Origin of the sequence: Defluviimonas salinarum (assembly GCF_026013545.1) — a bacterium.
In the GTDB taxonomy this organism is placed as follows: Bacteria; Pseudomonadota; Alphaproteobacteria; order Rhodobacterales; family Rhodobacteraceae; genus Albidovulum; species Albidovulum salinarum.
The window spans coordinates 1-20,996 of the sequence record NZ_JAPDOG010000024.1 but is presented as its reverse complement, the minus strand read 5'-3'; the positions used below and the strand labels follow the sequence as shown (position 1 = coordinate 20,996).

The window sequence follows — 20,996 nt, the reverse complement described above, 5'->3', positions numbered from 1 at the left end:
GATGCAGACCACGACGGCAACGGACGGGTCGGGCAACGCGGCCTTCTGGCGCGCCGCGCCCTTCGTTTTCCTGCTGTTCTGGTCGGGAGGCTACAGCTTCGCCAAGCTCGGACTTGCGCATATCGAGCCCCTGACCATGCTGACGGTCCGCTACGGCCTGGCGGCGCTGGCGCTCCTGCCGTTCCTGCTGCGCCCGCGCCTGCGCTGGCCCGCGACGGCGCGGCACTGGGGGGCGCTGGCGCTCACCGGATTCCTCATACAGTGCGTCTATTTCGGCCTCGCCTACCTCGCGATGAAGCGCGGCATGAATGCCGGAACGACGGCGATCATCATGGCGCTGCAGCCGATCCTCGTCGCGGCGCTCGCGCCCCTCGTCACCGGCAAGCGCGGCGGGCGCTACCTCTGGGCCGGGCTGGCGCTCGGCTTCCTCGGTGTCCTCCTCGTCATCGTCTCGGGCGGGACGCTCGGCCCGAGCCCCTGGATCGCCGTCGCGCTGGCCTTCGCGGCGCTGCTCGGCATCACGCTCGCCACGCTTTTCGAGAAGTGGCACGGACTCCGGACCGATCCGGCGGTGGGCGGCGCCGTTCAATACGCAGTCGGCTTCGCGGTGCTCCTACCCGCCGCCTGGGCGACCGAGTCCATGGTCATCGACTGGCACCCGGAACTGGTGATCGCGCTCGCCTACCTCGTCATCGCCAATTCGATCATTTCGATCGGTCTCTACATCGCGCTGCTCCAGCGCGGCGACGCGACGCGGATCTCGGCACTCCTTTACCTCGTGCCGCCGCTCGCCATGCTCCTCGCCTGGGCGATCCTCGGAGAGGCGGTCACCCGACTCGCACTCGTAGGCTTTGCGCTCGCCGCCGCCGGAGTTTACATCGTCAACCGCCAGACAACGGGAGGATGAGCACCCCTTGAACGCCCAGACCGACGACATAACGCCCGGCGCCCGTGGCCGGTTCGAGCGCATGCACGCCGAGCTGCGCAACCGCATCTGCCTTCTCGATTACGCGCCCGGGACCCGGCTCTCGGAAGAGGCGCTCGCCGCCGAGTTCGGCGTCAGCAGGACACCGCTCCGCCGCGTGCTGGCAAGGCTCGAGGGCGAGGGGCTGGTGCAGTCGGTCCACGGCGTCGGCACCTTCGTGACAGATGTCGAGATCGACGAGCTGGGGCAAACCTACCGGCTCCGGCTCGAGCTCGCAGAGCTTACCGGCAAGCTCGACCCCGTGCCGCCCGGCCCCGAACTGATGACCGAGTTCGAAAAACTCCTCGTCCGGGCTCGGAAACTGAGCCGAGAGGCGGATCCGAAACCCTATGCCCAGCTCATCATGGACTTCTTCCTCGCGGCGCAGAGGCTGACCGCGAACGAGCCGCTGCGCGAGATCAACGAGCGGCTCTATGTGCGGACGACGCGGATCTGGCTGAAGTCGATCTTTGCCGCGCGGATCGACCTCGCCGAGGAGATGGCGGTCTTTACCCGCGAGGTCGAGGACGTCCTCGCCGCACTGAGGATCGGCGACCTGCATGCGGCGTCGCTGATCCAGCGCGCGCATATCTCGATGAGCTTCGAACGGATGCGGCGCGGGACCGCCGGCTGACCCCGGCAGCCGTCAGGCGCCCTCGAACCGGCCGAGCGCGCTCCGGAACGCCGCCGGGTCGACATTGCCGCCCGAGGCGACGACGATCACCGCCTCGCCCTCCACCGTGTCCGGCCGGAACAGCGCGACGGCGAGGGCGACCGCGCCTCCCGGCTCAAGCACGATGTGCAGCCGGCTGAAGGCCGCGACCATCGCCGCCAGCGCCTCCTCGTCGCTGACCGAAAGACCAGGCCCGGCAAGCCGGGCGAGAATCGGGAAGGTGAGCTGGCCCGGCGCGGGCGTCAGGATCGCGTCGCAGATCGAGCCCGAGCCGCGCTCGTTGCGCAGGATCTCCCCCGCCTCCAGCGAGCGTTTCACGTCGTCGAAGCCCTCCGGCTCCACGGTCCGCACCCTGAGGCCCGGTGCCTTCGCCTGAAGCGCCAGCGCGATCCCCGACGACAACCCGCCGCCGCCGCAGGGCACCAGAACGTCGGCCGCGCCGATCCCGGCTTCGGCCGCCTGCTCTGCGATCTCGAGCCCGGTCGTGCCCTGCCCGGCGATCACAAGCGGCTCGTCGAAGGGCTTGATCAGCGTCAGGCCGCGCGCCTCGGCGAGCGCCGCGCCAATCGCGTCGCGGTCACCGGTGGCGCGGTCGTAAAGCACGACCTCGGCGCCGAGGGCGCGGGTGTTGTCGATCTTCACCCGCGGCGCGTCCGCCGGCATCAGGATCACGCATGGGGCGCCGTGACGGCGCGCGGCGAGCGCCACGCCCTGCGCATGGTTGCCCGAGGAAAAGGCGATCACACCCTGCGTCCGCTCGTCGAGCGGCAGCGCCGAGACCGCCGACCAGCCGCCCCGGAACTTGAACGAGCCGGTCTGCTGCAGGCATTCCGCCTTGACGAAGACCCGCCGCCCGGCGACCTCGTCGAGAAACGGCGAACTGAGCAGCGGCGTCCGCACCGCCTCGCCCGCGAGCCGACCTGCGGCGGCCTCGATCATTTCGATGTTCATGCGGTCTTCTCCAGCCAGTGGCGGATCGCCGTGAGCGCCGCGGGTTCGTCGAGGAAGGGGACGTGGCCACGGTCCGGGACATCGGCGAAAACCATGTCGGGACGTCGGCGGCGCATTTCGGCCGTGGTCCCGCTCGAGAGGAGGTCCGAGTTCGCGCCCCGGATCAGCGCCAGCGGCAGGCCCGCCAGGGTGTCGAACAGCGGCCAGAGATCGGCGGGCGGCGCGTCGAAGGCGGCGAGGAAGCTTGTCCTCAGCTCGGGATCGTAGCGGATGTGAAGCCCCTCGGGCACCTCGGCATAGAGCCGTTCGGCGAAGGCGCGCCAGCGCGTCGCCGGAACGTCCACGAACTCCGGCATGTTGCGCGGCATCCGGGCGACGAGTTCGTCCATCGTCTTCGCGGCCGGGTGGCGGCCGACGTAGTCCTTGATCTTGTCGAGCCCGCTTCGCTCGATCGCCGGCCCGATGTCGACAAGGCAGAGACCGCGGAGCCGGTCGCGCGCCGTGGCCCCGAGCACCATGCCAATGAGCCCGCCGCGCGATGTGCCGATGAGCGCCACGCGGTCGAGCCCGAGATGGTCGAGCAGTTCGAGCGCATCCTTCGCCTCGCGCTCGACCGTATAGGTCGCGGCCCCGGTCCATTCCGACCCGCCCCGGCCGCGATAGTCGGCACGGATCAGCCGGACGTCGGACAGGTGCGGCGCGAGGAAGTCGAAATCGGTCGAAGACCGCGTGAGCCCGGCGAGGCAGAGGACCGGAAGACCGCCGCCCTCGTCGCGATAGGAAAGCCGGGCGCCATCGGAAGCGGTGAAATGCTGGAGGGTCATGCTGTGGCGAGATCCGGAATCTGGCTGAGGTCGGTGAGGATGTGATGCGGGCGTCCGGGCAGCCGGTCCACCGGCGCACCGGCCCGGTTGACCCAGGCGGTGCGGAAGCCGAAGGCCGCCGCCGCCGCCACGTCCCAGCCGTTCGAGGAGGCGAAGAGCACCTCGTCCGGGCGGCAGGCGAACCGCTCGGTCACCATCCGGTAGACCCGCGGATCGGGCTTGAAGACGCCGACGCTCTCGACCGAGAGCGTGTCGTCGAGAAACTCTCCGACACCCGCCGAGCGCACCGCGGCGGCGAGCATCTCGGGCGAGCCGTTCGAGAGGATCGCGGCGCCCTGCCCGGCCTGTTTCAGCCGGGCGAGCATCGCCGGCACCTCGGGGTAGGCGGCAAGCTCCCAGTAGAGCGCCAGAAGCCGTTCGCGCAGATCCGGATCGTCGAGACCGGCCGCCTCCAGCGCCCAGTCGAGACCGTCTTGCGTCACCGTCCAGAAATCGGTGTGCCGCCCCATCACCGCGCGGAGCCAGGTGTATTCGAGCTGCTTGCGCCGCCAGTCCTCGGCGAGCCTGGGCCAGAGCCCGGCCAGCGCCTCGCGCCCTGGCTCGGACGCGGCGACGCGGGCCGCGGCGCTCACGTCGAAGAGCGTGCCATAGGCGTCGAAGATGCAGACGGAGATTGTCATGGCCCTTCCTTTCACACGTCAGACTGGCGCGCGATGCGGCCCGGAGCAAGGGCGCAAATGCAGAGCTTCCGTCACGTCGGCCACCCGGACCGCCACGCCGCGAGCGGGTTGACCCAGATCACGTCGCGGGGAACGTCCGGGTGCCAAGCTGGCCGGCGAGCCGCGACGGGAGGGTCGGGAAATGGCTTCCGCCTTTGAAAAGCTGAAGGCCACGCTGGCCGATCTGCAGGACGAGATCGAACGCGACCTCGCCGAGCGCCGCGCCAATCTGCGTTATCGCTACGAGCGCGGCAGGGTCGTGTTCGAGCAGGACGTCCGCGCAAAGCACCGCGCCGCACGCGTGCGCCTGGGGGATTTCCTGCGCGCCGCGCGCCCCGCAGTGATCCTCTCGGCCCCGGTCGTCTATTCGCTGATCCTGCCGTTCGTGCTCATCGATCTCTGGGTCAGCCTCTACCAGGCGATCTGCTTTCCGGTCTACGGCATCCAGAAGGTCCGCCGCGCCGACCACATGGCCTTCGACCACCGTCACCTGGCCTATCTCAACGGGCTCCAGAAGCTGAACTGCCTCTATTGCAGCTATTGCAACGGCCTCGTGTCCTACATCCGCGAGGTGGCCGCACGGACCGAGCAGTACTGGTGCCCGATCAAGCATGCACGGCGGCTGGACGGGCCGCACGAGCACTATCCGGTCTTCGTCGATTACGGCGACGCGGAGGCCTTCGGCAGCCAGTCGGCCCGGCTGCGGAAGGCGCTGCGCAAGTAGCCCGGCCGTGCCGGATCAGAGATTGTCCTGCTGCGGCATCCCGAGGACGTGGTAGCCGCCATCCACGCGGACGATTTCGCCGGTGGTGCAGGCGCCATAGTCCGACAGGAGATAGACCGCCGTGCCGCCGATCGCCTCGAGCGTCGCGTTGGCGCGCAGCGGCGCATTGGCCTCGGTATGGCGGAAGGTGGCCCGCGCGCCGCCGATCGCGGCCCCGGCCAACGTCTTCATCGGGCCGGGCGAGATCGCGTTGACGCGGATCTTCTGCGGCCCGAGATCGTTGGCGAGGTAGCGCGTGGCGCTTTCCAGCGCCGCCTTGGCGACGCCCATCACGTTGTAGTTCGGCGTCACCCGGTTCGACCCGCCATAGGTCAGCGTAACGAGGCTGCCGCCTTCGGGCATCAGCTCCGCCGCGCGCCGCGACACGTCGATGAACGAGAAGCAGGAGATGTCGAGCGACTGCTTGAAATTCGTCCGGCTGGTGTTGATGAACCGGCCCGTCAGCTCGTTCTTGTCGGAAAAGGCGATGGCGTGGACGAGGAAGTCCATCGTCCCCCAGCGGTCCTTCAGCGCCGCGAAACAGGCGGCGAGGCTGTCGTCGTTCGTCACGTCGACATCGACGAGGAAGTCCGAGCCCACCGAGGCCGCGAGCGGCTCCACCCGCTTGCCGAAGGCCTCGCCCTGGTAGGAAAAGGCCAGTTCCGCGCCCTCTGCCGCGAGCGCCGCGGCGATGCCCCAGGCGATCGACCGCTCGTTCGCGACACCCATGACGAGGCCGCGCTTGCCCTGCATCAGTCCGGCCATGTCACATCACCCGAGATATTTGCTCATCACGAGCGTTGCGTTGGTGCCGCCGAAGCCGAAGCTGTTCGACAGGACGCTGTCGAGCTTCACGCCCTCGCGCAGTTCGGTCACGATCTCGGCCGGGTCGAGGGCCGGGTCGAGGGTCGTGACGTTGGCCGAGGCGGCGATGAAGTCGCCGTTCATCATCAGGAGCGAATAGATCGCCTCATGCACCCCGGTGGCGCCGAGCGAATGGCCGGTGAGCGATTTCGTCGAGGCCGTGGGCGGAGTCGAGCCCTTGCCGAAGATCCGCCGGATCGCCTCCATCTCGGTCACGTCGCCGACCGGCGTCGAGGTGCCGTGCGAGTTGATGTAGTCGATCTTGCGCCCCTCGGGCAGCGTCGAGAGCGCGAGCCGCATCGAGCGTTCGCCGCCCTCGCCGGACGGAGCCACCATGTCGTAGCCGTCCGAGGTGGCCCCGTAGCCCGTGACCTCGCCGTAGATCTTGGCGCCGCGGGCGAGCGCGTGGCTGAGTTCCTCCAGCACCACGACTCCGCCGCCGCCGGCGATGACGAAGCCGTCGCGTGTGGCGTCATAGGTGCGCGACGCGGTTTCCGGCGCGTCGTTGTACTTCGACGACATCGCGCCCATCGCGTCGAAGAGGCACGACAGCGTCCAGTCAAGCTCCTCGCCGCCGCCGGCGAAGACGATGTCCTGCTTGCCCATCTGGATCAGCTCGGTGCCGTTGCCGATGCAATGGGCGCTGGTCGAGCAGGCCGAGGTGATCGAATAGTTCACGCCCTTGATCTTGAACGGCGTGGCGAGGCAGGCCGAGTTCGTCGACGACATGCAGCGGGTCACCATGAACGGCCCCATCCGCTTCGGCGCACCTTTCTCGATGACGATCCGGTGCGCCTCGAAGAAGTTCGAGGTGGACGGCCCGCCCGAGCCCATCACGAGGCCGGTGCGTTCGTTAGAGACGTCGCTTTCCTCGAGCCCGCTGTCGGCGATCGCCTGTTCCATGGCGAGGAAGTTGTAGGCCGCCCCCGGCCCCATGAAGCGCAGGTTGCGCTTGTCGATGTGATCCTCGAGCACGATTTGCGGCATGCCGTGAACCTGGCTGCGGAAACCGTGCTCGGCGTATTCCGGGGCGAACACGATGCCCGACTTGCCGGCGCGCAGGGACGCTTCCACCTCGGCGGCATTGTTGCCGATGGGCGAGACGATCCCGATCCCGGTGATGACGACGCGGCGCATAGGCGCACTCCTTTCTTGGGGGTCAGCTCGCCGAGAGCGCGACCTTCATGTCCTTCACGAGATAAATGGTCTCGCCATCCGCTTCAACGCGTCCGTCGGCCACGCCCATCGTCAGGCGGCGGGTCTGCACGGCCTTGGTGAAATCGACGTAGTAGCGGATCATCTTGCGGTCGGGCCGCACCATGCCGGTGAGCTTCACCTCGCCCACGCCGAGCGCGTAGCCCCGCCCTTCCCAACCGCGCCAGCCGAGGTTGAACCCGGTGAGCTGCCAGAGCCCGTCGAGACCGAGGCAGCCCGGCATGATCGGGTTGCCGGGGAAGTGGCAGGAGAAGAACCAGAGGTCCGGCGTGATGTCGAATTCGGCAACAACATGACCCTTGCCGTGCTCGCCGCCATCGGCGGAGATGTCGGTGATCCGGTCCATCATCAGCATCGGCGGCTCGGGGAGCTGGGCGTTGCCCGGACCGAAGAGCTCGCCGCGCGCGCATTTGAGCAGCTCTTCCTTGTCGAAGCTCGTCGGATATCCGGCCATGCTGCCTGTCCCCATCTGGCAATTCCGTATCAGCCCCCTCTAACACCCGGTTCGGGCTCAGGGCAAGGGCGCTGGCTGGTGGGCGCAGGGCCGCGAAACCGATTGAAAACCGCGGCTCCCGCGGCCTATATATCCCTTTGCGAGGACGACTGGACCCGGACGGTTGCAATGGAGACACTTGCGGCGAAACGCGGAACGCGCTGGCTGGCGCGGGCGGGGCTGAGGCCGACGCGCCAACGGCTGTCGCTGGCGACGCTGCTCGTGGGCGACGGCAAGGACCGCCACGTCACCGCCGAGAGCCTGCATGCCGCCGCGAGTGCCGCGGGCGAGCCGGTCTCGCTGGCGACCGTGTACAACACGCTCCGCGCCTTCTGCGAGGCCGGGCTGATCAACGAGATCTCGGTGGACGGCTCGCGCAGCTATTTCGACACGCGGCTCGACGATCACCCGCACCTCTTCTGGGAGGAGGAGGGCCGGCTCGTCGACGCGCCGGTCGAGGATCTTGAGATCGCGAGGCTTCCGGACCTGCCCGAGGGCGCGGAACTGTCGCGGGTCGATGTGGTGATCCGGCTCAGGAAAAGCTGAGCGCGACCGGCTACCGGCACCTCCGACGGGTGCGCCCCTACGGAACGCATTGCGACGTCATTGCCTGAATCCGACGGCAGGGGTCTGGCGGCGTCAAGCCCTGCCGCCATAACGGCGCGGCCGCACGGATGCGTCCCGCGTCCGCCCTACTCCACGCAGCGGCATCAGAAGCTCGCGGGACCGACCCGACAGGTTAGATCCGACACGCGAACATCGCTACTCGCGGTCGGGAAGGCGGATTTTCGCCGATCTGACAACGATTTCCCGAACAGATCGGGGAACTTCGCACATCCGGCTGCGTTCATTCGCTGAGCGGCCGGGAAGTCTGCACATCGCGGGCTCGACGGGCGCCGAATGTGACCTGAAAAGGAGATTATGATGTTCAGAACGCTTGCAGTGACCACCGGCATTGTCGGACTACTCGGTTCGGGTGCCGCGATGGCGATGGAGTCGACCGCTACCACGGATCTCAACCTGCGGATGGGTCCGGGTCCGAACTATATCGTCTCGGCCGTTATCCCCGCCAACGCCGCGGTCGAGGTCGAAGGGTGCGTCGACGCCGCAAACTGGTGTCAGGTCACCTTCGACGGTCAAACCGGCTGGGCATACGGTGACTACCTGACGACGAAGGTCGGCGAAGAGATGGCGGTGCTCACCGTGGATCGCGCCAAGACGGAAGTCAAAACCGTTGTCCACGAGGACACGAGCGAACGTTCCGCCGCCATCGTCGGCGCGATGGGCGCCGTGGCCGGCGCGCTGATCGCCGGCCCTCCGGGCGCGGCCGTGGGCGCCGTCGCCGGAGCCGCGACCGGGGGCATGGCCGATCCGGGCGAAACCGTGACGACCTACGTCACCGAACATCCCGTCGAATATGTCTATCTGGACGGCGAAGTCGTCGTGGGCGCCGGTATTCCGGAGACCGTGACGATCCATCCGGTGCCGGAGAGCGAGTACTCCTACGCCTATGTGAACGGCGTGCCGGTGGTTCTGAACTCGGCCGACCGCACCATCGTCCACATCGTTCGCTGACGCCCCCCTCGTCGCGATACGGAAGGCGGCCCCCTCGCGGGGTCGCCTTTTCTTCATCGGCCGCGCAAGGTCAGAACCACTGGCCGGGCTCCATCAGCCCGAGGTCCATCAGCTGCTGCGAATGCCAGTCGAACCGGGCCGAGTTGTGCCATACGAAGCTTTCGATCTGGGCGGCCGACGCGGGATTGGTCTTCAGCGCCTTCGCCGTCCTGAACGAGGCGATTACCGCGGTCAGGTTGTTGTGCCACTCGCAGGCGTAGGTGTTGCACTCCTCGATGTTGAAGGTGTGATCATCGCGAAGCTGCAGCCCAGGCTGCGCGCGGAACAGCGCGATCCGGTCGATCTTGCGCCGGTCCCACGGGACGTGCTGCTCGAAGCGCCAGCGCAGGCCGCCAAAGAAGTCGAGCTGGCGGTCCTTCGGCCTTCCCGCCGCCGGGTCATGCCGCGAAAGCGCGTAGTAGCCCGACTGGTCGAGCATCGCCTCCTCGCGGCTGACCGCATTGGGGAACCGGCCGAGATCGGGCGCGTAGAGGTCGACGACGTAGCAAAGCATCGCGTCGCGACGCTCCTCGGCATGGAAGGTCAGCAGTTCGCGGACCGAACGGTGCTCGCAGAACGGGAAGAACAGGTACTCGGCATTGTAGCAGTAGTAGAACCAGACGGTCGGCGGCGCGGCGGCGATGATCGCGTTCACGCCCGGCGCGATCCCCTCGCCGGCGCGGCGCTCGTGGCGGACCCAGTGCGCCGCCGTCTCGGCCTCGGCCGGGATCTCGATGTCGGCAGAGAGGAACACGATGACCCCGGCGAAGCCCGCCTTCGCGTGGTGATCGACGGTCGAGGCAATCTCCACCGCGTCCTCGGCGAAGATCAGCGCGACGGGGCCGCGGGCGAGAAGCGGGCGGCCCCGGGAGAGGAAGTCGTTGAGCGAGGCGAAAATCATCGGCAGTCCCGTCCGGCATCGAAGCGGGCGCAGATTTGAGCAGGGGCGCGGCGAATGCAAGCCGCCCCGGCGATTGCGGGCGGACGCGGTTTGCGTTAGGAACCGCCGATCCCGCAGGAAGTCCGCCATGTCCGCGCCGAAGAAGCTCTACATCAAGACCTACGGCTGTCAGATGAACGTCTATGACAGCGAGCGCATGGCCGAGGCCATGGGCGCCGAGGGCTATGTCACGACCGAGGTGGCCGAAGAGGCCGACATGGTGCTTCTCAACACCTGCCACATCCGCGAGAAGGCCGCCGAGAAGGTCTATTCCGACCTCGGGCGCCTGCGTCCGCTGAAGCTCGCCAAGCCCGATCTCAAGATCGGCGTCGCGGGCTGCGTCGCCCAGGCCGAGGGCGAGGAGATCCTGAAGCGGATGCCGCTCGTCGACCTCGTCGTCGGACCGCAGAGCTACCACCGCCTGCCGGCGATGGCGAAGGCGGCGGACGCCGGCGAGAAGACCGTCGACACCGACTTCCCCGAGGAGGACAAGTTCGATCACTTGCCCGAGCGGCCGAAGGCGGCGGTGCGGCCGACCGCCTTCCTGACCGTGCAGGAGGGCTGCGACAAGTTCTGCGCTTTCTGCGTGGTGCCCTATACCCGCGGCTCCGAGGTCTCGCGCCCGGCCGAGCGGATCATGAAAGAGGCGCGCGGCCTCGTCGAGAAGGGCGTGCGCGAGATCACGCTCCTTGGCCAGAACGTCAACGCCTATCACGGGGCCGGGCCTGACGGCGACTGGTCGCTCGCCCGGCTGGTACGGGAGCTCGCGAAGGTCGATGGGCTGGAGCGGATCCGCTACACCACCTCGCATCCGAATGACATGGAGGACGACCTCATCGCCGCCCATGGCGAGGAGGCCAAGCTCATGCCCTACCTGCACCTGCCGGTGCAGTCAGGTTCCGACCGCATCCTCAAGGCGATGGCGCGCAAGCACACGGCCGACGACTATCTGCGACTGATCGAGAAGATCCGCGCGGCGCGACCGGACATGATGATGTCGGGCGACTTCATCGTCGGCTTCCCCGGCGAGACGGATGCCGATTTCGACGCCACGATGGCGCTGATCCGCGCCGTCAACTACGGCATGGCCTATTCGTTCAAGTATTCCGCCCGTCCCGGCACGCCGGCGGCGGAAAAGCTCCCCGTCCCGGCCGAGATCGCCGACGCCCGGCTCCAGACGCTGCAGGCGCTGATCACCGGGCAGCAACGCGCGGCGCAAGAGGCGATGGTCGGACGCGAGGTCTCGGTGCTCTTCGAAAAGCCCGGACGGCTGAAGGGCCAGATGGTCGGCAAGTCCGACTATCTTCACGCCGTGCATGTCAGGACCGACGCGGCGCCGGGAGAGATCCGGCGGGTGAGAATCACCGCCTCCGCCCCGAATTCTCTCGCGGGCGAGATCGCGGCGGACTGACCGGCGCATTGCCCCGGCAGGCGCGCCGGGAATCGCGGCGAAATATCCGGCTGAATCACGATGTGACACGGAATCTGTCACACTCGGACACATATTCGTCGTCAATACTTGCGTTAATGGAGAACCAGAGGCACCATTTGTAGAGGACCTCCAGTCAAAGGAGACTTGCTTGGGCATCAGCGCCTTGACCCCGCCGCCGCGTCCGGAAGACCTGCACGAAACCCTTCTGGAATTTTCCGACAATCGGCTCCTGATCGACCTGTGCGGCGAATTCGACCGCAATCTGGCACAGATCGAGCATCAGTTGGGGGTCCACATCCTGCGCCGCGGCAACCATGTCGCGGTGGTGGGAAGCGCCCAGGCGCGCGGCCTTGCCGCAGCGGTCCTCCAGACGCTCTACGGAAAGCTCGAAACCGGCCGCCCGATCGACGCGGGCGAGATCGACGCGGCGATCCGCATGGGCGAAGGCGCCACCGCGGTCCCGGCGAGCCTCGACGAGCAGCTCGAGATGTTCGCCGGCGGCAAGTTCGAGATCCGCACCCGCAAGAAGCAGATCGAACCCCGGACCGAGGCCCAGAAGGCCTATGTAAAGAACCTCTTCTCGCACGAGATGGCCTTCGGCATCGGCCCCGCGGGCACCGGCAAGACCTACCTCGCCGTCGCTGTCGGCGTTACCATGCTGATCGGCGGCCATGTCGACCGGATCATCCTGTCGCGCCCGGCCGTCGAGGCGGGCGAGCGGCTTGGCTTCCTGCCCGGTGACATGAAGGAGAAGGTCGACCCCTACATGCAGCCGCTCTACGACGCGCTGAACGACTTCCTTCCGGCCAAGCAGGTCATCAAGCTGATGGAGGAGAAGCGGATCGAGATCGCTCCTCTCGCCTTCATGCGTGGACGGACGCTGTCCAATGCCTTCGTGGTGCTCGACGAGGCGCAGAACGCCACCACCATGCAGATGAAGATGTTCCTCACCCGGCTTGGCGAGGGCAGCCGCATGGTGATCACCGGCGACCGCACCCAGATCGACCTGCCGCGCGGCACCGCCTCGGGCCTGACCGACGCCGAACGCATCCTTGCAGGGGTCGAGGGCGTGAGCTTCAACTACTTCACCGCGAAGGACGTTGTGCGCCACGCGCTTGTCGCGCGCATCATCGAGGCCTATGACCGCGACGATGGAGCCGCTGGTTGACACTTTGATCGAGGATTCGCGCTGGCATGCCGTCGGGCTCGCCGGGCTTGCGGAACGTGTGGCAAGGGCAAGCTTCGCCGAGCTTGGCCTGAGCGAGACCGGGTTCGAGATCAGCCTTCTCGGCTGCGACGACGCCCGCATCGCCGAACTCAACGCCGATTTTCGCGGCAAGCCGAAGCCGACGAACGTGCTCTCTTGGCCCGCCGAGGAGCGCGCGGCCGAGGAGGACGGCGACCTGCCGGAGCCGCCCGAGCCGGGACCGGAGGGGATGGCCGAGGAGCTGGGCAACATCGCCATCGCTTGGGAGACCTGCGAGCGCGAGGCGGCCGAACAGGACAAGCCGCTGACCGATCACGTCACCCATCTTCTGGTCCACGGCGTCCTGCATCTGCTCGGCTACGATCACGTCCGCGACGGCGATGCGGAACTGATGGAGTCGACTGAAATCCGAATCCTTGCAAAAATGGGTATCGCAAACCCATATGACTGAACCGGCCGCACTCGGCCGGGCAAACTGGAAAGGAACGATGGGCGACAGCTTAGACGGGTCTACCATGGCGCAGGACGCGCCCGACCCCTCCGACAGTAGCGGGCAACGCGGCTTTTTCGGCCGGATCATCGATGCCTTCTCTCCTCCTGAGACCGATGCCGATGCAGAGGCCGAACCACGGGAGGCGGCCTCCAGCGCCGCCGCGAGCCCGCGGCTGCCCGGTCTTGGCAACCTGCGCCGGATGCGCGTCGAGGACGTCGCCATCCCCAAGGCCGAGATCGTCGCCGTGCCGGTGACCGCCTCGCTCGATGACGTCGTCGGCAATTTCCGCGAATCGGGTTTCTCGCGGCTGCCAGTCTTCAAGGGTACGCTCGACAGTCCACTCGGGCTCATCCACCTCAAGGATCTGGCGCTCGACCAGGCGTTCACCGAACCGAAACCGCGCTTCAACCTGCGCAAGATGCTGCGGCCGTTGCTTTACGCGCCGCCCTCGATGCCGATCGGCATCCTGTTGCAGAAGATGCAGTCGGAGCGCATCCACATGGCGCTGGTGATCGACGAATACGGCGGTGTCGATGGCCTGGTCACGATCGAGGACCTGATCGAGACCGTGATCGGCGAGATCGAGGACGAGCACGACACTTCCGAGGACGGACTCTGGACCGAGGAGAAACCGGGCCAGTACATCGTCCAGTCGCGCGCGCCGCTGCCGGAATTCGAGGCGGCGATCGGCACAAAGCTCGCCACCGAGGAAGAAGAGGACGAGTTCGACACGCTCGGCGGCCTCGTCTTCATGCTCGCGGGCCGGGTTCCGGCGCGCGGCGAGGTGATCCCGCATGACAGCGGCGCCGAGTTCGAGGTGATCGACGCCGACCCGCGCCGCATCAAGCGGCTGCGCGTCCGCCTGCCGCAGGCCAAGCCCTGACGATGATGACCCAGACCGGCCGCCAGTCCGGGCGCGCGGCCCGCCCCGATATCCGTCGCCTCGCCCTCGCCGCCCTGCTCGGCGCGGGCGTCGCCATGGGCCAGGCGCCGTGGGACCTCTGGTGGGTCGCGCTGCCCGCCCTCGGGGTTCTCACCGCGCTCATTGCCGCGGAACGGTGCGGGCCGCGGATGGTCTGGCTCGGCTGGATCGGCGGGGCGGGCTATTTCGCCGCGGGCCTCTTCTGGATCGTCGAGCCGTTCCAGATCGACGCCGCGCGCGACGGCTGGATGGCGCCCTTCGCGCTTGTCTTCATGGCCTTCGGCATGGCGCTTTTCTGGGCGCTCGCGGGCGGCGTCGCGGCGCTCGGGCGCGGCCCGGCGACCCGTGCCATCGGCTTCGCGCTCGGCCTTGCCGCGACCGACCTCCTGCGCGGCTACATCTTCACCGGCTTTCCCTGGGCGCTCGTCGGCCACATCTGGATCGGTACGCCGGTCATGCAGGCCGCGGCTTTCACCGGCCCGATCGGCTTGAGTGCGCTCGCGACCTTCGCCGCCGCGCTGCCGATGCTCGGCAGACGGCCCGCGACCCGCGCGGGCCTCGCCGCGCTCGCGGTTCTCGCCATCGGCGCGGTCTGGGCCGCGGGCGCCGTCCGCCTCGCGGCACCCGAGCCGCAGCGCGACCAGCCGATCCGGGTGCGGCTGATCCAGCCCAACGCCGCGCAGGCGCTGAAATGGCGCGGCGACATGTGGCGCATCTTTCTCGACCGCCAGATGGCGCAGACCGCCGAACCCGCCGCGGCGCCGCTCGACCTCGTGGTCTGGCCGGAGACCGCGGTGCCGTTCCTGCTCGACGATGCCGGCGGGCTCTTCGCGCGGATCGCGGAAGCCTCCGGCGGCGTGCCGGCGGCCGTCGGGATCCAGCGCGTCGAGGGAATGCGCTACTTCAACAGCCTCGCCGCCGCCGATGGCATGGGCGAGGTCCACGCGGTCTATGACAAGTGGCACCTCGTCCCCTTCGGCGAATACATTCCCTACGGCGACATGATGGCCGAGTTCGGCATCTCCGCTTTCGCCGCGCGCGAGGGCAACGGCTATTCCCCCGGCCCCGGCGCGCAGGTCATGGACCTCGGTCGGGCCGGCAAGGTGCTGCCGCTGATCTGCTACGAGGCGGTCTTCCCGCAGGATCTGCGCGCGGCGCCGGAGCGCGCCGACTGGGTGCTGCAGGTCACCAACGACGCCTGGTTCGGCAATGTCGCCGGCCCCTATCAGCATTATGCACAAGCACGCCTCCGCGCGGTGGAACAGGGCTTGCCGCTCCTGCGCGCGGCCAATACAGGCGTGACCGCGGTGATCGACGCCAAGGGCCGGGTGCTGGACAGCCTGCCTCTCAATACCGAGGGCGTGCTCGACGCCGAGGTACCGGCGGCGCTGGCGCCGACGCCCTATGCGCGGACCGGCGATCTGCCGATGGCGATCCTCCTCGGGCTCGGACTTGTCGCGCTTGGTGCTGCGCGGCGCCGACAATCGGATTGACCGCGCGGGCACGTGGGGATAGGAAGTTCCGTCGAACCGTCACAACGGCTTCCTGGCGTGGCGGGGATCATCCCAATGGAGCACTTTCATGTCCCGTCAGAACTACATCTTTACCTCCGAGAGCGTGTCGGAGGGCCATCCGGACAAGGTCTGCGACCGGATTTCCGACGCCGTTCTCGACGCCTTCCTGACTGAAGAGCCGAACGCCCGCGTCGCCTGCGAGACCTTCGCCACCTCCGGCATGGTCGTGATCGGCGGGGAGGTCGGCCTGTCCGACCAGGAGCGTCTGAAGAACTACATGGGCCGGATCGGCCAGATCGCCCGCGACTGCATCCGCGACATCGGCTACGAGCAGGACAAGTTCCACTGGAACACCTGCCATGTGCTGAACTTCCTGCACGAGCAGTCGGCCCATATCGCGCAAGGCGTCGACCGCGACGGTGCCGGCGACCAGGGCATCATGTTCGGCTACGCGGTCGACGAGACGCCGGAACTGATGCCGGCGCCGATCCAGTATGCCCACGCGATCCTGCGCCGCCTCGCCGAGGCCCGCAAGTCCGGCGCCGAGCCGAGCCTGCGCCCCGACGCGAAGTCTCAGATCTCGCTGCGTTACGAGGGCGGCGTGCCGGTCGAGGTGACCTCGCTCGTGCTCTCGACCCAGCATGCCGACGAGAGCCAGACCTCCGACGACATCCGCGCCATCGTCGAGCCCTATATCCGCGAAGTGCTGCCCGCGGAGTGGCTGACCGAGAAGACCGAATGGTGGGTCAACCCGACCGGCACCTTCGTGATCGGCGGGCCGGACGGTGACGCCGGCCTCACCGGGCGCAAGATCATCGTCGACACCTATGGCGGCGCGGCCCCGCACGGCGGCGGCGCGTTCTCGGGCAAGGATCCGACCAAGGTAGACCGTTCGGCCGCCTATGCCGCGCGCTACCTCGCCAAGAACGTCGTCGCGGCCGGGCTCGCGCGGCGCTGCACGCTGCAGCTTTCCTACGCGATCGGTGTCGCCAAGCCCCTGTCGATCTATGTCGACACCCACGGCACCGGCGTGGTCGAGGAAGCTGCGATTGAGGCCGCGGTGGCGAAGGTCATGGACCTCACCCCGCGCGGCATCCGCAACCATCTCGACCTCAACAAGCCGATCTACCAGCGCACCGCCGCCTATGGCCATTTCGGCCGCGCGCCCGAGGCCGACGGCGGCTTCTCCTGGGAGAAGACCGATCTCGTCGAGGCGCTGAAGAAGGCCGTCTGATCGTCGCGCCGGCGGCACGCGCCGGGGGGTTTGCACCCCCGGCCCCCCGCAGGGTATTTTCGCAATGAAGAAGCAGCGGGCGGCCTTCGGGGTCGCCCGTCGTCTTTTGGGGCGGGGTCTTGACCTCGGGGGGCGGTTCTGACAGGGCGGGGCGTCACTTTCACGGGGGAATACCATGCCCAAGACCGATGTCTCCGGCCTGACCCAGCTTGGGGCCGCGACCGAGCTTCCCGCCTCGCCCGAGGCGGCGGTGCTGGAAAAGGTGCCGGCCGGCCATGCCGGCACCCGGTATGTCGTGCGCTTTACCGCGCCCGAGTTCACCTCGCTCTGCCCGATGACCGGCCAGCCCGACTTCGCCCATATCGTCATCGACTACATCCCTCGCGACTGGCTCGTGGAGAGCAAGAGCCTCAAGCTCTTCCTGCACTCGTTCCGCAACCACGGCGCCTTCCACGAGGATTGCTCGATCCATATCGCCAAGCGGCTCGTGGAGCTTCTCGATCCCGAGTGGCTCAGGATCGGCGCCTACTGGTATCCGCGCGGCGGCATTCCGATCGACGTCTTCTGGCAGACCGGTGCCGCGCCCGAGGGGGTCTGGATCCCGGATCAGGGTGTTTCGACCTATCGTGGGCGGGGCTGAGGAGTATCCGTCAGGCGCCCCGGCGCCCTTGACCGGCGGCGGAGAGAAGGCGTAGTCCCGCACCCATGAGCGACGAGACCCAGACCCCGCCCGAATGGCGCAATTTCTACGGCCGGATCCGGGGCAAGACGCTCCGGTCCAGCCAGAAGACCTATCTCAGCGAGGATCTCGACACGCTGCGCCCCGAGGGCGTGACGCGGGACGAGAACCCCGAGCGGCTGCCGATTGAGCCCGCCGCGCTTTTCGGCGACGACCGCCCGGTCTGGCTCGAGGTCGGGTTCGGCGGCGGCGAGCATCTGGTGCACATGGCCGCGCGCTATCCGGAAGTCGGGATCATCGGGGCCGAGCCCTTCATCAATGGCGTCGCGATGCTTCTGGGCAAGATCCGCGCGGCGGGCGTCACCAACCTCGCCGTCCATCCCGGCGATGCGCGCGACCTGATGGAGGTGCTGCCCGCGGCCTCGGTCGCGAAGGCCTTCCTCAACTATCCGGATCCCTGGCCGAAGCGCCGTCATCACCGCCGCCGCTTCGTCACCGCCGAGCATCTTCTGCCGCTCGCGCGGGTGCTGCGTCCGGGGGCGGAGTTCCGAGTCGCGACCGACATCCCCGACTATGTGCGCCAGACGCTGATCGAGGTGCCGAAGGCCGGGTTCGCGCTCGTCGCCTCGGTCGCGACGCCCTGGGAGGACTGGGTCTCGACCCGTTATGAGCAGAAGGCGCTGCGGGAGGGCCGGGTGCCGCACTACGTGACCTTCCGCAGGCTCTGAGTGCGGGCGCCTCCGGCGGGGGTATTTTCGCAATGAAGATGCCCGGAGGCATGGACCGGCCGCGGGGCTTGCGCTATCAGCGGAGCGATTTTCGCGAGGGAGAGAGCATGTCCGGCCACGGCGAACCGATACCGATGACCGCCCGCAAGTCCGGGCCGCTGAAGGGCGTGGCCGAGGTGCCGGGCGACAAGTCGATCTCGCACCGCGCGCTCATCCTCGGTGCGATGGCGGTGGGCGAGACCCGGGTGACCGGGCTCCTTGAGGGGCAGGACGTGCTCGATACCGCCAAGGCGATGCGTGCCTTCGGCGCCGAGGTGACGCAGCTTGCCCCCGGCGAATGGTCGGTCCGGGGTGTCGGGGTCGGCGGCTTCGCCGAACCGGCCGAGGTGATCGACTGCGGCAATTCCGGCACCGGGGTGCGGCTGATCATGGGCTGCATGGCGACCTCGCCGATCACCGCGACCTTCACCGGCGACGCCTCCCTGCGCAAGCGACCGATGGGGCGGGTCACCGATCCTCTGGCGCTCTTCGGCGCGCGCGCCTATGGCCGCCAGGGCGGGCGGCTGCCGATGACGATCGTCGGCGCGGCCGAGCCGGTGCCGGTGCGCTACACCGTACCGATGCCCTCGGCGCAGGTGAAGTCCGCCGTACTGCTCGCCGGGCTGAACGCGCCGGGCCAGACCGTGGTGATCGAGAAGGAGCCGACGCGGGATCATTCCGAGCGGATGCTCAGGGGCTTCGGCGCCGAGATCACGGTCGAGGATACCGACGAGGGCCGCGTCATCACCCTGACCGGCCAGCCGGAACTGAAGCCGCAGACCGTCGCGGTGCCGCGCGATCCGTCCTCGGCAGCCTTCCCGGTCTGCGCGGCGCTGATCGTCGAAGGCTCGGACATCCGGGTGCCGGGCGTCAGCCAGAACCCGACCCGCAACGGACTTTACACCACGCTCGTCGAGATGGGTGCCGATATCGCCTTCGAGAACCCGCGCGAGGAAGGCGGCGAGCCGGTCGCCGACCTGCGGGTGCGGTTCTCGGCGCTGAAGGGCATCGAGGTGCCGGAGGCGCGGGCCGCGAGCATGATCGACGAATACCCGATCCTCTCGGTCGTTGCCGCCTGTGCCGAGGGCACGACGGTGATGCGCGGCGTCAAGGAGTTGCGGGTGAAGGAGAGTGACCGGATCGACGCGATGGCGCGGGGCTTGGAGGCCTGCGGCGTGCGGGTCGAGGAGGAGGAGGACGTGCTCATCGTCCACGGCATGGGGCCGGGCGGGGTGCCGGGCGGCGCCACCGCGAAGACCCATATAGACCACCGGATCGCGATGTCCTTCCTGGTGCTCGGGCTCGCGGCGCAGAAGCCCGTGAGCGTGGATGACGGCTCGCCGATCGCGACCTCGTTCCCGGTCTTCGAGGGGCTGATGGCCGGCCTTGGCGCCGAGATCGTGCGGGCGGGCGCGTGATCTTTGCCGGCCCCTTATTTCATCCTTGAGGCGACGTAAGCCGTCGACCAAGAGTGACCTGATGCCTCGGCCATGGCAACGGCCTCCGTCACCCGCCCGTCGCGCACCAGGAAACGCGCGAGGTCTGCCCTCAGATCGCGCAAGGCGATTTCGGTGTCGGGCAGGCCCTCAAGTTGCTTCAGGGTGGCAAGGACACCGGGCAAATCGCCGGCCCTGACCTGCGCCCGGCCCAACGCACCAAGGGCCTTCGGCAGGTAATCGGGCGGAAGAAGGGCCAAGAAGGCCTCGACCTTCGGCTGACTGGAAAAATACAGGGCCTCGACAGAGTCGGACACGGCTTCTTCCTGCCACAAGCGTTCCGTCAAATGCGCGAGACCTATCCGGGCCGCGTCGAAATCCAACGCGACGGAAGCGGCGATGATGCGGATTCTGTCGCCTCTGGCGATTCCTCTGTTGACCGCTTCAAACTGCCGCAAGTAGGCCAGCGCACGGTCTCTGTCGCCGCCGCGGGCGTAAACCTCGGCAAGAATTTCGAGAACCCAGAATTTCTTCCAATGCCGTCCGCGCAACAACGGCTCATCTGCGATGGCGAGTGCGTCGGACAGACGGCCCGCTTCGGCCATCTTCAGCGCGACCTTGGCCAGAGCTTCTGCCCGGTCGGTGCGGTCGGCAAAGCGCCGCACAAGAGCCAGCGCTGCATCCAGACCCTCGGTTTGCAGGACATGGGCAAGGGATGCCTGGCCAATTCGGGTGGCGATATCGCGGTCAGGCACCAGCCGTAGCAGACCGAAGGCGGCATCGATCTGGCCGATGGCGATCAGGCCCCTTGCAGCGTTGAGGGTGAAGTCCTTGCGGTCATGCCAGCGTGCCGCCGCGATCTCGGCTTCGATACCGGACACGTCATTGCCAAGGCCAAGCTGGTAGAGCCTGAAATCGGCCTCCTTTTCCGGATCGGCCTTGCGGTCATAGATATCGGCGACCATTTCGCGCAGGGCGGATATTGTTTTCGGCGCGCGGCCGGGCTCGGGCATGCCGGAGAACTCCTGGCTAATGCCCAGTCCAAACAGCGCGAAACCCAGATCTGTCCGGGCCTGCCGCGGGTCGGCCGCGCGGGCGGTGACCGAGGGCCAAAGCAAGTCCAGCGTGGCAGCCCAGTCGTCGCGACCCGAAGTTTCCTGGAACATGGCGGTCACGATTAGGCTCCAGACTCATTGATCGTCAAAGCCAGAACAGGACGGTTGCGGCGAGTGCGACGGCGGAAAGGAAGGTCTTGGCGCATCTGTCGTAACGGGTTGCGACCCTGCGCCAGT

General features: G+C 67.9%; 22 protein-coding genes, 1 pseudogene and 1 riboswitch. Of the genes and pseudogenes, 14 read left to right on the top strand and 9 right to left on the bottom strand.

What is annotated here, in order from left to right; genetic code table 11:
• Window position 1 precedes the first annotated feature (1 nt).
• Together OM960_RS19655 and OM960_RS19650 are read left to right on the top strand one after the other, a co-directional pair.
• Window positions 2-907 (top strand): DMT family transporter, encoded by a 906-nt coding sequence (locus tag OM960_RS19655; RefSeq protein WP_263336756.1) that lies wholly within the window; start codon window positions 2-4, stop codon window positions 905-907.
• 7 nt (window positions 908-914) lie between these two features.
• On the top strand, window positions 915-1,598 hold the full coding sequence (locus OM960_RS19650) for a GntR family transcriptional regulator (protein ID WP_263336757.1): 684 nt from the start codon (window positions 915-917) through the stop codon (window positions 1,596-1,598).
• Window positions 1,599-1,610: 12 nt separating this feature from the next.
• Here the strand turns inward: OM960_RS19650 and OM960_RS19645 are convergent, their stop codons facing one another.
• Genes OM960_RS19645 through OM960_RS19635 form a run of 3 tightly spaced genes read right to left on the bottom strand, consistent with a single transcriptional unit; the run spans window position 1,611 to window position 4,092 of the window.
• Window positions 1,611-2,588: a threonine ammonia-lyase gene (locus OM960_RS19645; RefSeq protein WP_264773154.1), complete on the bottom strand. Its 978-nt coding sequence runs from the start codon at window positions 2,586-2,588 to the stop codon at window positions 1,611-1,613.
• On the bottom strand, window positions 2,585-3,412 hold the full coding sequence (locus tag OM960_RS19640; protein ID WP_264773153.1) for an alpha/beta fold hydrolase: 828 nt from the start codon (window positions 3,410-3,412) through the stop codon (window positions 2,585-2,587). Before OM960_RS19640 ends, OM960_RS19645 begins: the two co-directional genes overlap by 4 nt.
• The gene (locus tag OM960_RS19635; RefSeq protein ID WP_263336765.1) at window positions 3,409-4,092 is read right to left on the bottom strand and encodes a haloacid dehalogenase type II; all 684 of its coding nucleotides are present in this window, start codon (window positions 4,090-4,092) and stop codon (window positions 3,409-3,411) included. Before OM960_RS19635 ends, OM960_RS19640 begins: the two co-directional genes overlap by 4 nt.
• Before the next feature lie 181 nt (window positions 4,093-4,273).
• On the opposite strand from OM960_RS19635, the gene OM960_RS19630 reads away from it, so the two are divergent.
• Window positions 4,274-4,855, top strand: coding sequence for a hypothetical protein (locus tag OM960_RS19630; RefSeq protein WP_264773152.1), 582 nt, complete (start codon window positions 4,274-4,276; stop codon window positions 4,853-4,855).
• Between the two features lie 15 nt (window positions 4,856-4,870).
• Here OM960_RS19630 and OM960_RS19625 read toward each other — a convergent pair whose 3' ends face one another.
• From OM960_RS19625 to fabA, 3 genes are read right to left on the bottom strand one after another with little or no spacing between them, the layout of a single operon-like run.
• Window positions 4,871-5,659, bottom strand: a complete 789-nt coding sequence (locus OM960_RS19625; RefSeq protein ID WP_263336770.1) for an enoyl-ACP reductase FabI — start codon at window positions 5,657-5,659, stop codon at window positions 4,871-4,873.
• Window positions 5,660-5,665: 6 nt separating this feature from the next.
• Entirely contained in the window at window positions 5,666-6,895 is a 1,230-nt protein-coding gene (fabB, locus tag OM960_RS19620) for a beta-ketoacyl-ACP synthase I (protein ID WP_263336773.1), read from the bottom strand.
• Between the two features lie 22 nt (window positions 6,896-6,917).
• The gene (fabA, locus tag OM960_RS19615; RefSeq protein WP_263336775.1) at window positions 6,918-7,427 is read right to left on the bottom strand and encodes a bifunctional 3-hydroxydecanoyl-ACP dehydratase/trans-2-decenoyl-ACP isomerase; all 510 of its coding nucleotides are present in this window, start codon (window positions 7,425-7,427) and stop codon (window positions 6,918-6,920) included.
• Between the two features lie 168 nt (window positions 7,428-7,595).
• On the opposite strand from fabA, the gene irrA reads away from it, so the two are divergent.
• Window positions 7,596-8,012 carry an iron response transcriptional regulator IrrA gene (irrA, locus tag OM960_RS19610; RefSeq protein WP_264773151.1) on the top strand — a complete coding sequence of 139 codons (417 nt, stop codon included), beginning with the start codon at window positions 7,596-7,598 and terminating at the stop codon, window positions 8,010-8,012.
• A gap of 378 nt (window positions 8,013-8,390) precedes the next feature.
• Window positions 8,391-9,041 carry a DUF1236 domain-containing protein gene (locus OM960_RS19605; RefSeq protein WP_264773150.1) on the top strand — a complete coding sequence of 217 codons (651 nt, stop codon included), beginning with the start codon at window positions 8,391-8,393 and terminating at the stop codon, window positions 9,039-9,041.
• Window positions 9,042-9,111: 70 nt separating this feature from the next.
• On the opposite strand, the gene OM960_RS19600 is transcribed toward OM960_RS19605, so the two are convergent.
• Window positions 9,112-9,981, bottom strand: coding sequence for a hypothetical protein (locus tag OM960_RS19600; protein WP_264773149.1), 870 nt, complete (start codon window positions 9,979-9,981; stop codon window positions 9,112-9,114).
• A gap of 127 nt (window positions 9,982-10,108) precedes the next feature.
• Here OM960_RS19600 and miaB point away from each other — a divergent pair, with 127 nt between their 5' ends.
• The 9 genes from miaB to aroA all read left to right on the top strand — a co-directional run bounded on the left by miaB (window position 10,109) and on the right by aroA (window position 19,686).
• The gene (gene miaB / locus OM960_RS19595; RefSeq protein ID WP_264773148.1) at window positions 10,109-11,431 is read left to right on the top strand and encodes a tRNA (N6-isopentenyl adenosine(37)-C2)-methylthiotransferase MiaB; all 1,323 of its coding nucleotides are present in this window, start codon (window positions 10,109-10,111) and stop codon (window positions 11,429-11,431) included.
• 169 nt (window positions 11,432-11,600) lie between these two features.
• Window positions 11,601-12,620: a PhoH family protein gene (locus OM960_RS19590; RefSeq protein ID WP_263336784.1), complete on the top strand. Its 1,020-nt coding sequence runs from the start codon at window positions 11,601-11,603 to the stop codon at window positions 12,618-12,620.
• Window positions 12,604-13,110, top strand: coding sequence for an rRNA maturation RNase YbeY (ybeY, locus tag OM960_RS19585; RefSeq protein WP_264773177.1), 507 nt, complete (start codon window positions 12,604-12,606; stop codon window positions 13,108-13,110). Before OM960_RS19590 ends, ybeY begins: the two co-directional genes overlap by 17 nt.
• Before the next feature lie 37 nt (window positions 13,111-13,147).
• Complete coding sequence (locus OM960_RS19580) at window positions 13,148-14,035, top strand: hemolysin family protein (RefSeq protein ID WP_264773176.1); 888 nt, start codon at window positions 13,148-13,150, stop codon at window positions 14,033-14,035.
• A gap of 5 nt (window positions 14,036-14,040) precedes the next feature.
• Window positions 14,041-15,567: an apolipoprotein N-acyltransferase gene (lnt, locus tag OM960_RS19575; RefSeq protein ID WP_264773147.1), complete on the top strand. Its 1,527-nt coding sequence runs from the start codon at window positions 14,041-14,043 to the stop codon at window positions 15,565-15,567.
• A 33-nt stretch (window positions 15,568-15,600) separates the two neighbouring features.
• Window positions 15,601-15,650, top strand: a riboswitch (SAM-SAH riboswitch).
• Window positions 15,651-15,655: 5 nt separating this feature from the next.
• Complete coding sequence (gene metK / locus OM960_RS19570) at window positions 15,656-16,822, top strand: methionine adenosyltransferase (RefSeq protein ID WP_264773146.1); 1,167 nt, start codon at window positions 15,656-15,658, stop codon at window positions 16,820-16,822.
• A gap of 175 nt (window positions 16,823-16,997) precedes the next feature.
• Window positions 16,998-17,462: a preQ(1) synthase gene (gene queF, locus OM960_RS19565; RefSeq protein ID WP_263336792.1), complete on the top strand. Its 465-nt coding sequence runs from the start codon at window positions 16,998-17,000 to the stop codon at window positions 17,460-17,462.
• Window positions 17,463-17,527: 65 nt separating this feature from the next.
• Window positions 17,528-18,229 carry a tRNA (guanine(46)-N(7))-methyltransferase TrmB gene (gene trmB / locus OM960_RS19560; RefSeq protein WP_263336794.1) on the top strand — a complete coding sequence of 234 codons (702 nt, stop codon included), beginning with the start codon at window positions 17,528-17,530 and terminating at the stop codon, window positions 18,227-18,229.
• Between the two features lie 107 nt (window positions 18,230-18,336).
• Window positions 18,337-19,686, top strand: a complete 1,350-nt coding sequence (aroA, locus tag OM960_RS19555) for a 3-phosphoshikimate 1-carboxyvinyltransferase (RefSeq protein WP_263336963.1) — start codon at window positions 18,337-18,339, stop codon at window positions 19,684-19,686.
• Window positions 19,687-19,700: 14 nt separating this feature from the next.
• Here aroA and OM960_RS19550 read toward each other — a convergent pair whose 3' ends face one another.
• Both OM960_RS19550 and OM960_RS19545 read right to left on the bottom strand, forming a co-directional pair.
• The gene (locus OM960_RS19550) at window positions 19,701-20,879 is read right to left on the bottom strand and encodes a hypothetical protein (protein WP_264773145.1); all 1,179 of its coding nucleotides are present in this window, start codon (window positions 20,877-20,879) and stop codon (window positions 19,701-19,703) included.
• A gap of 25 nt (window positions 20,880-20,904) precedes the next feature.
• Window positions 20,905-20,996 (bottom strand): annotated as a pseudogene (locus OM960_RS19545) (IS5/IS1182 family transposase); the annotation flags it as partial.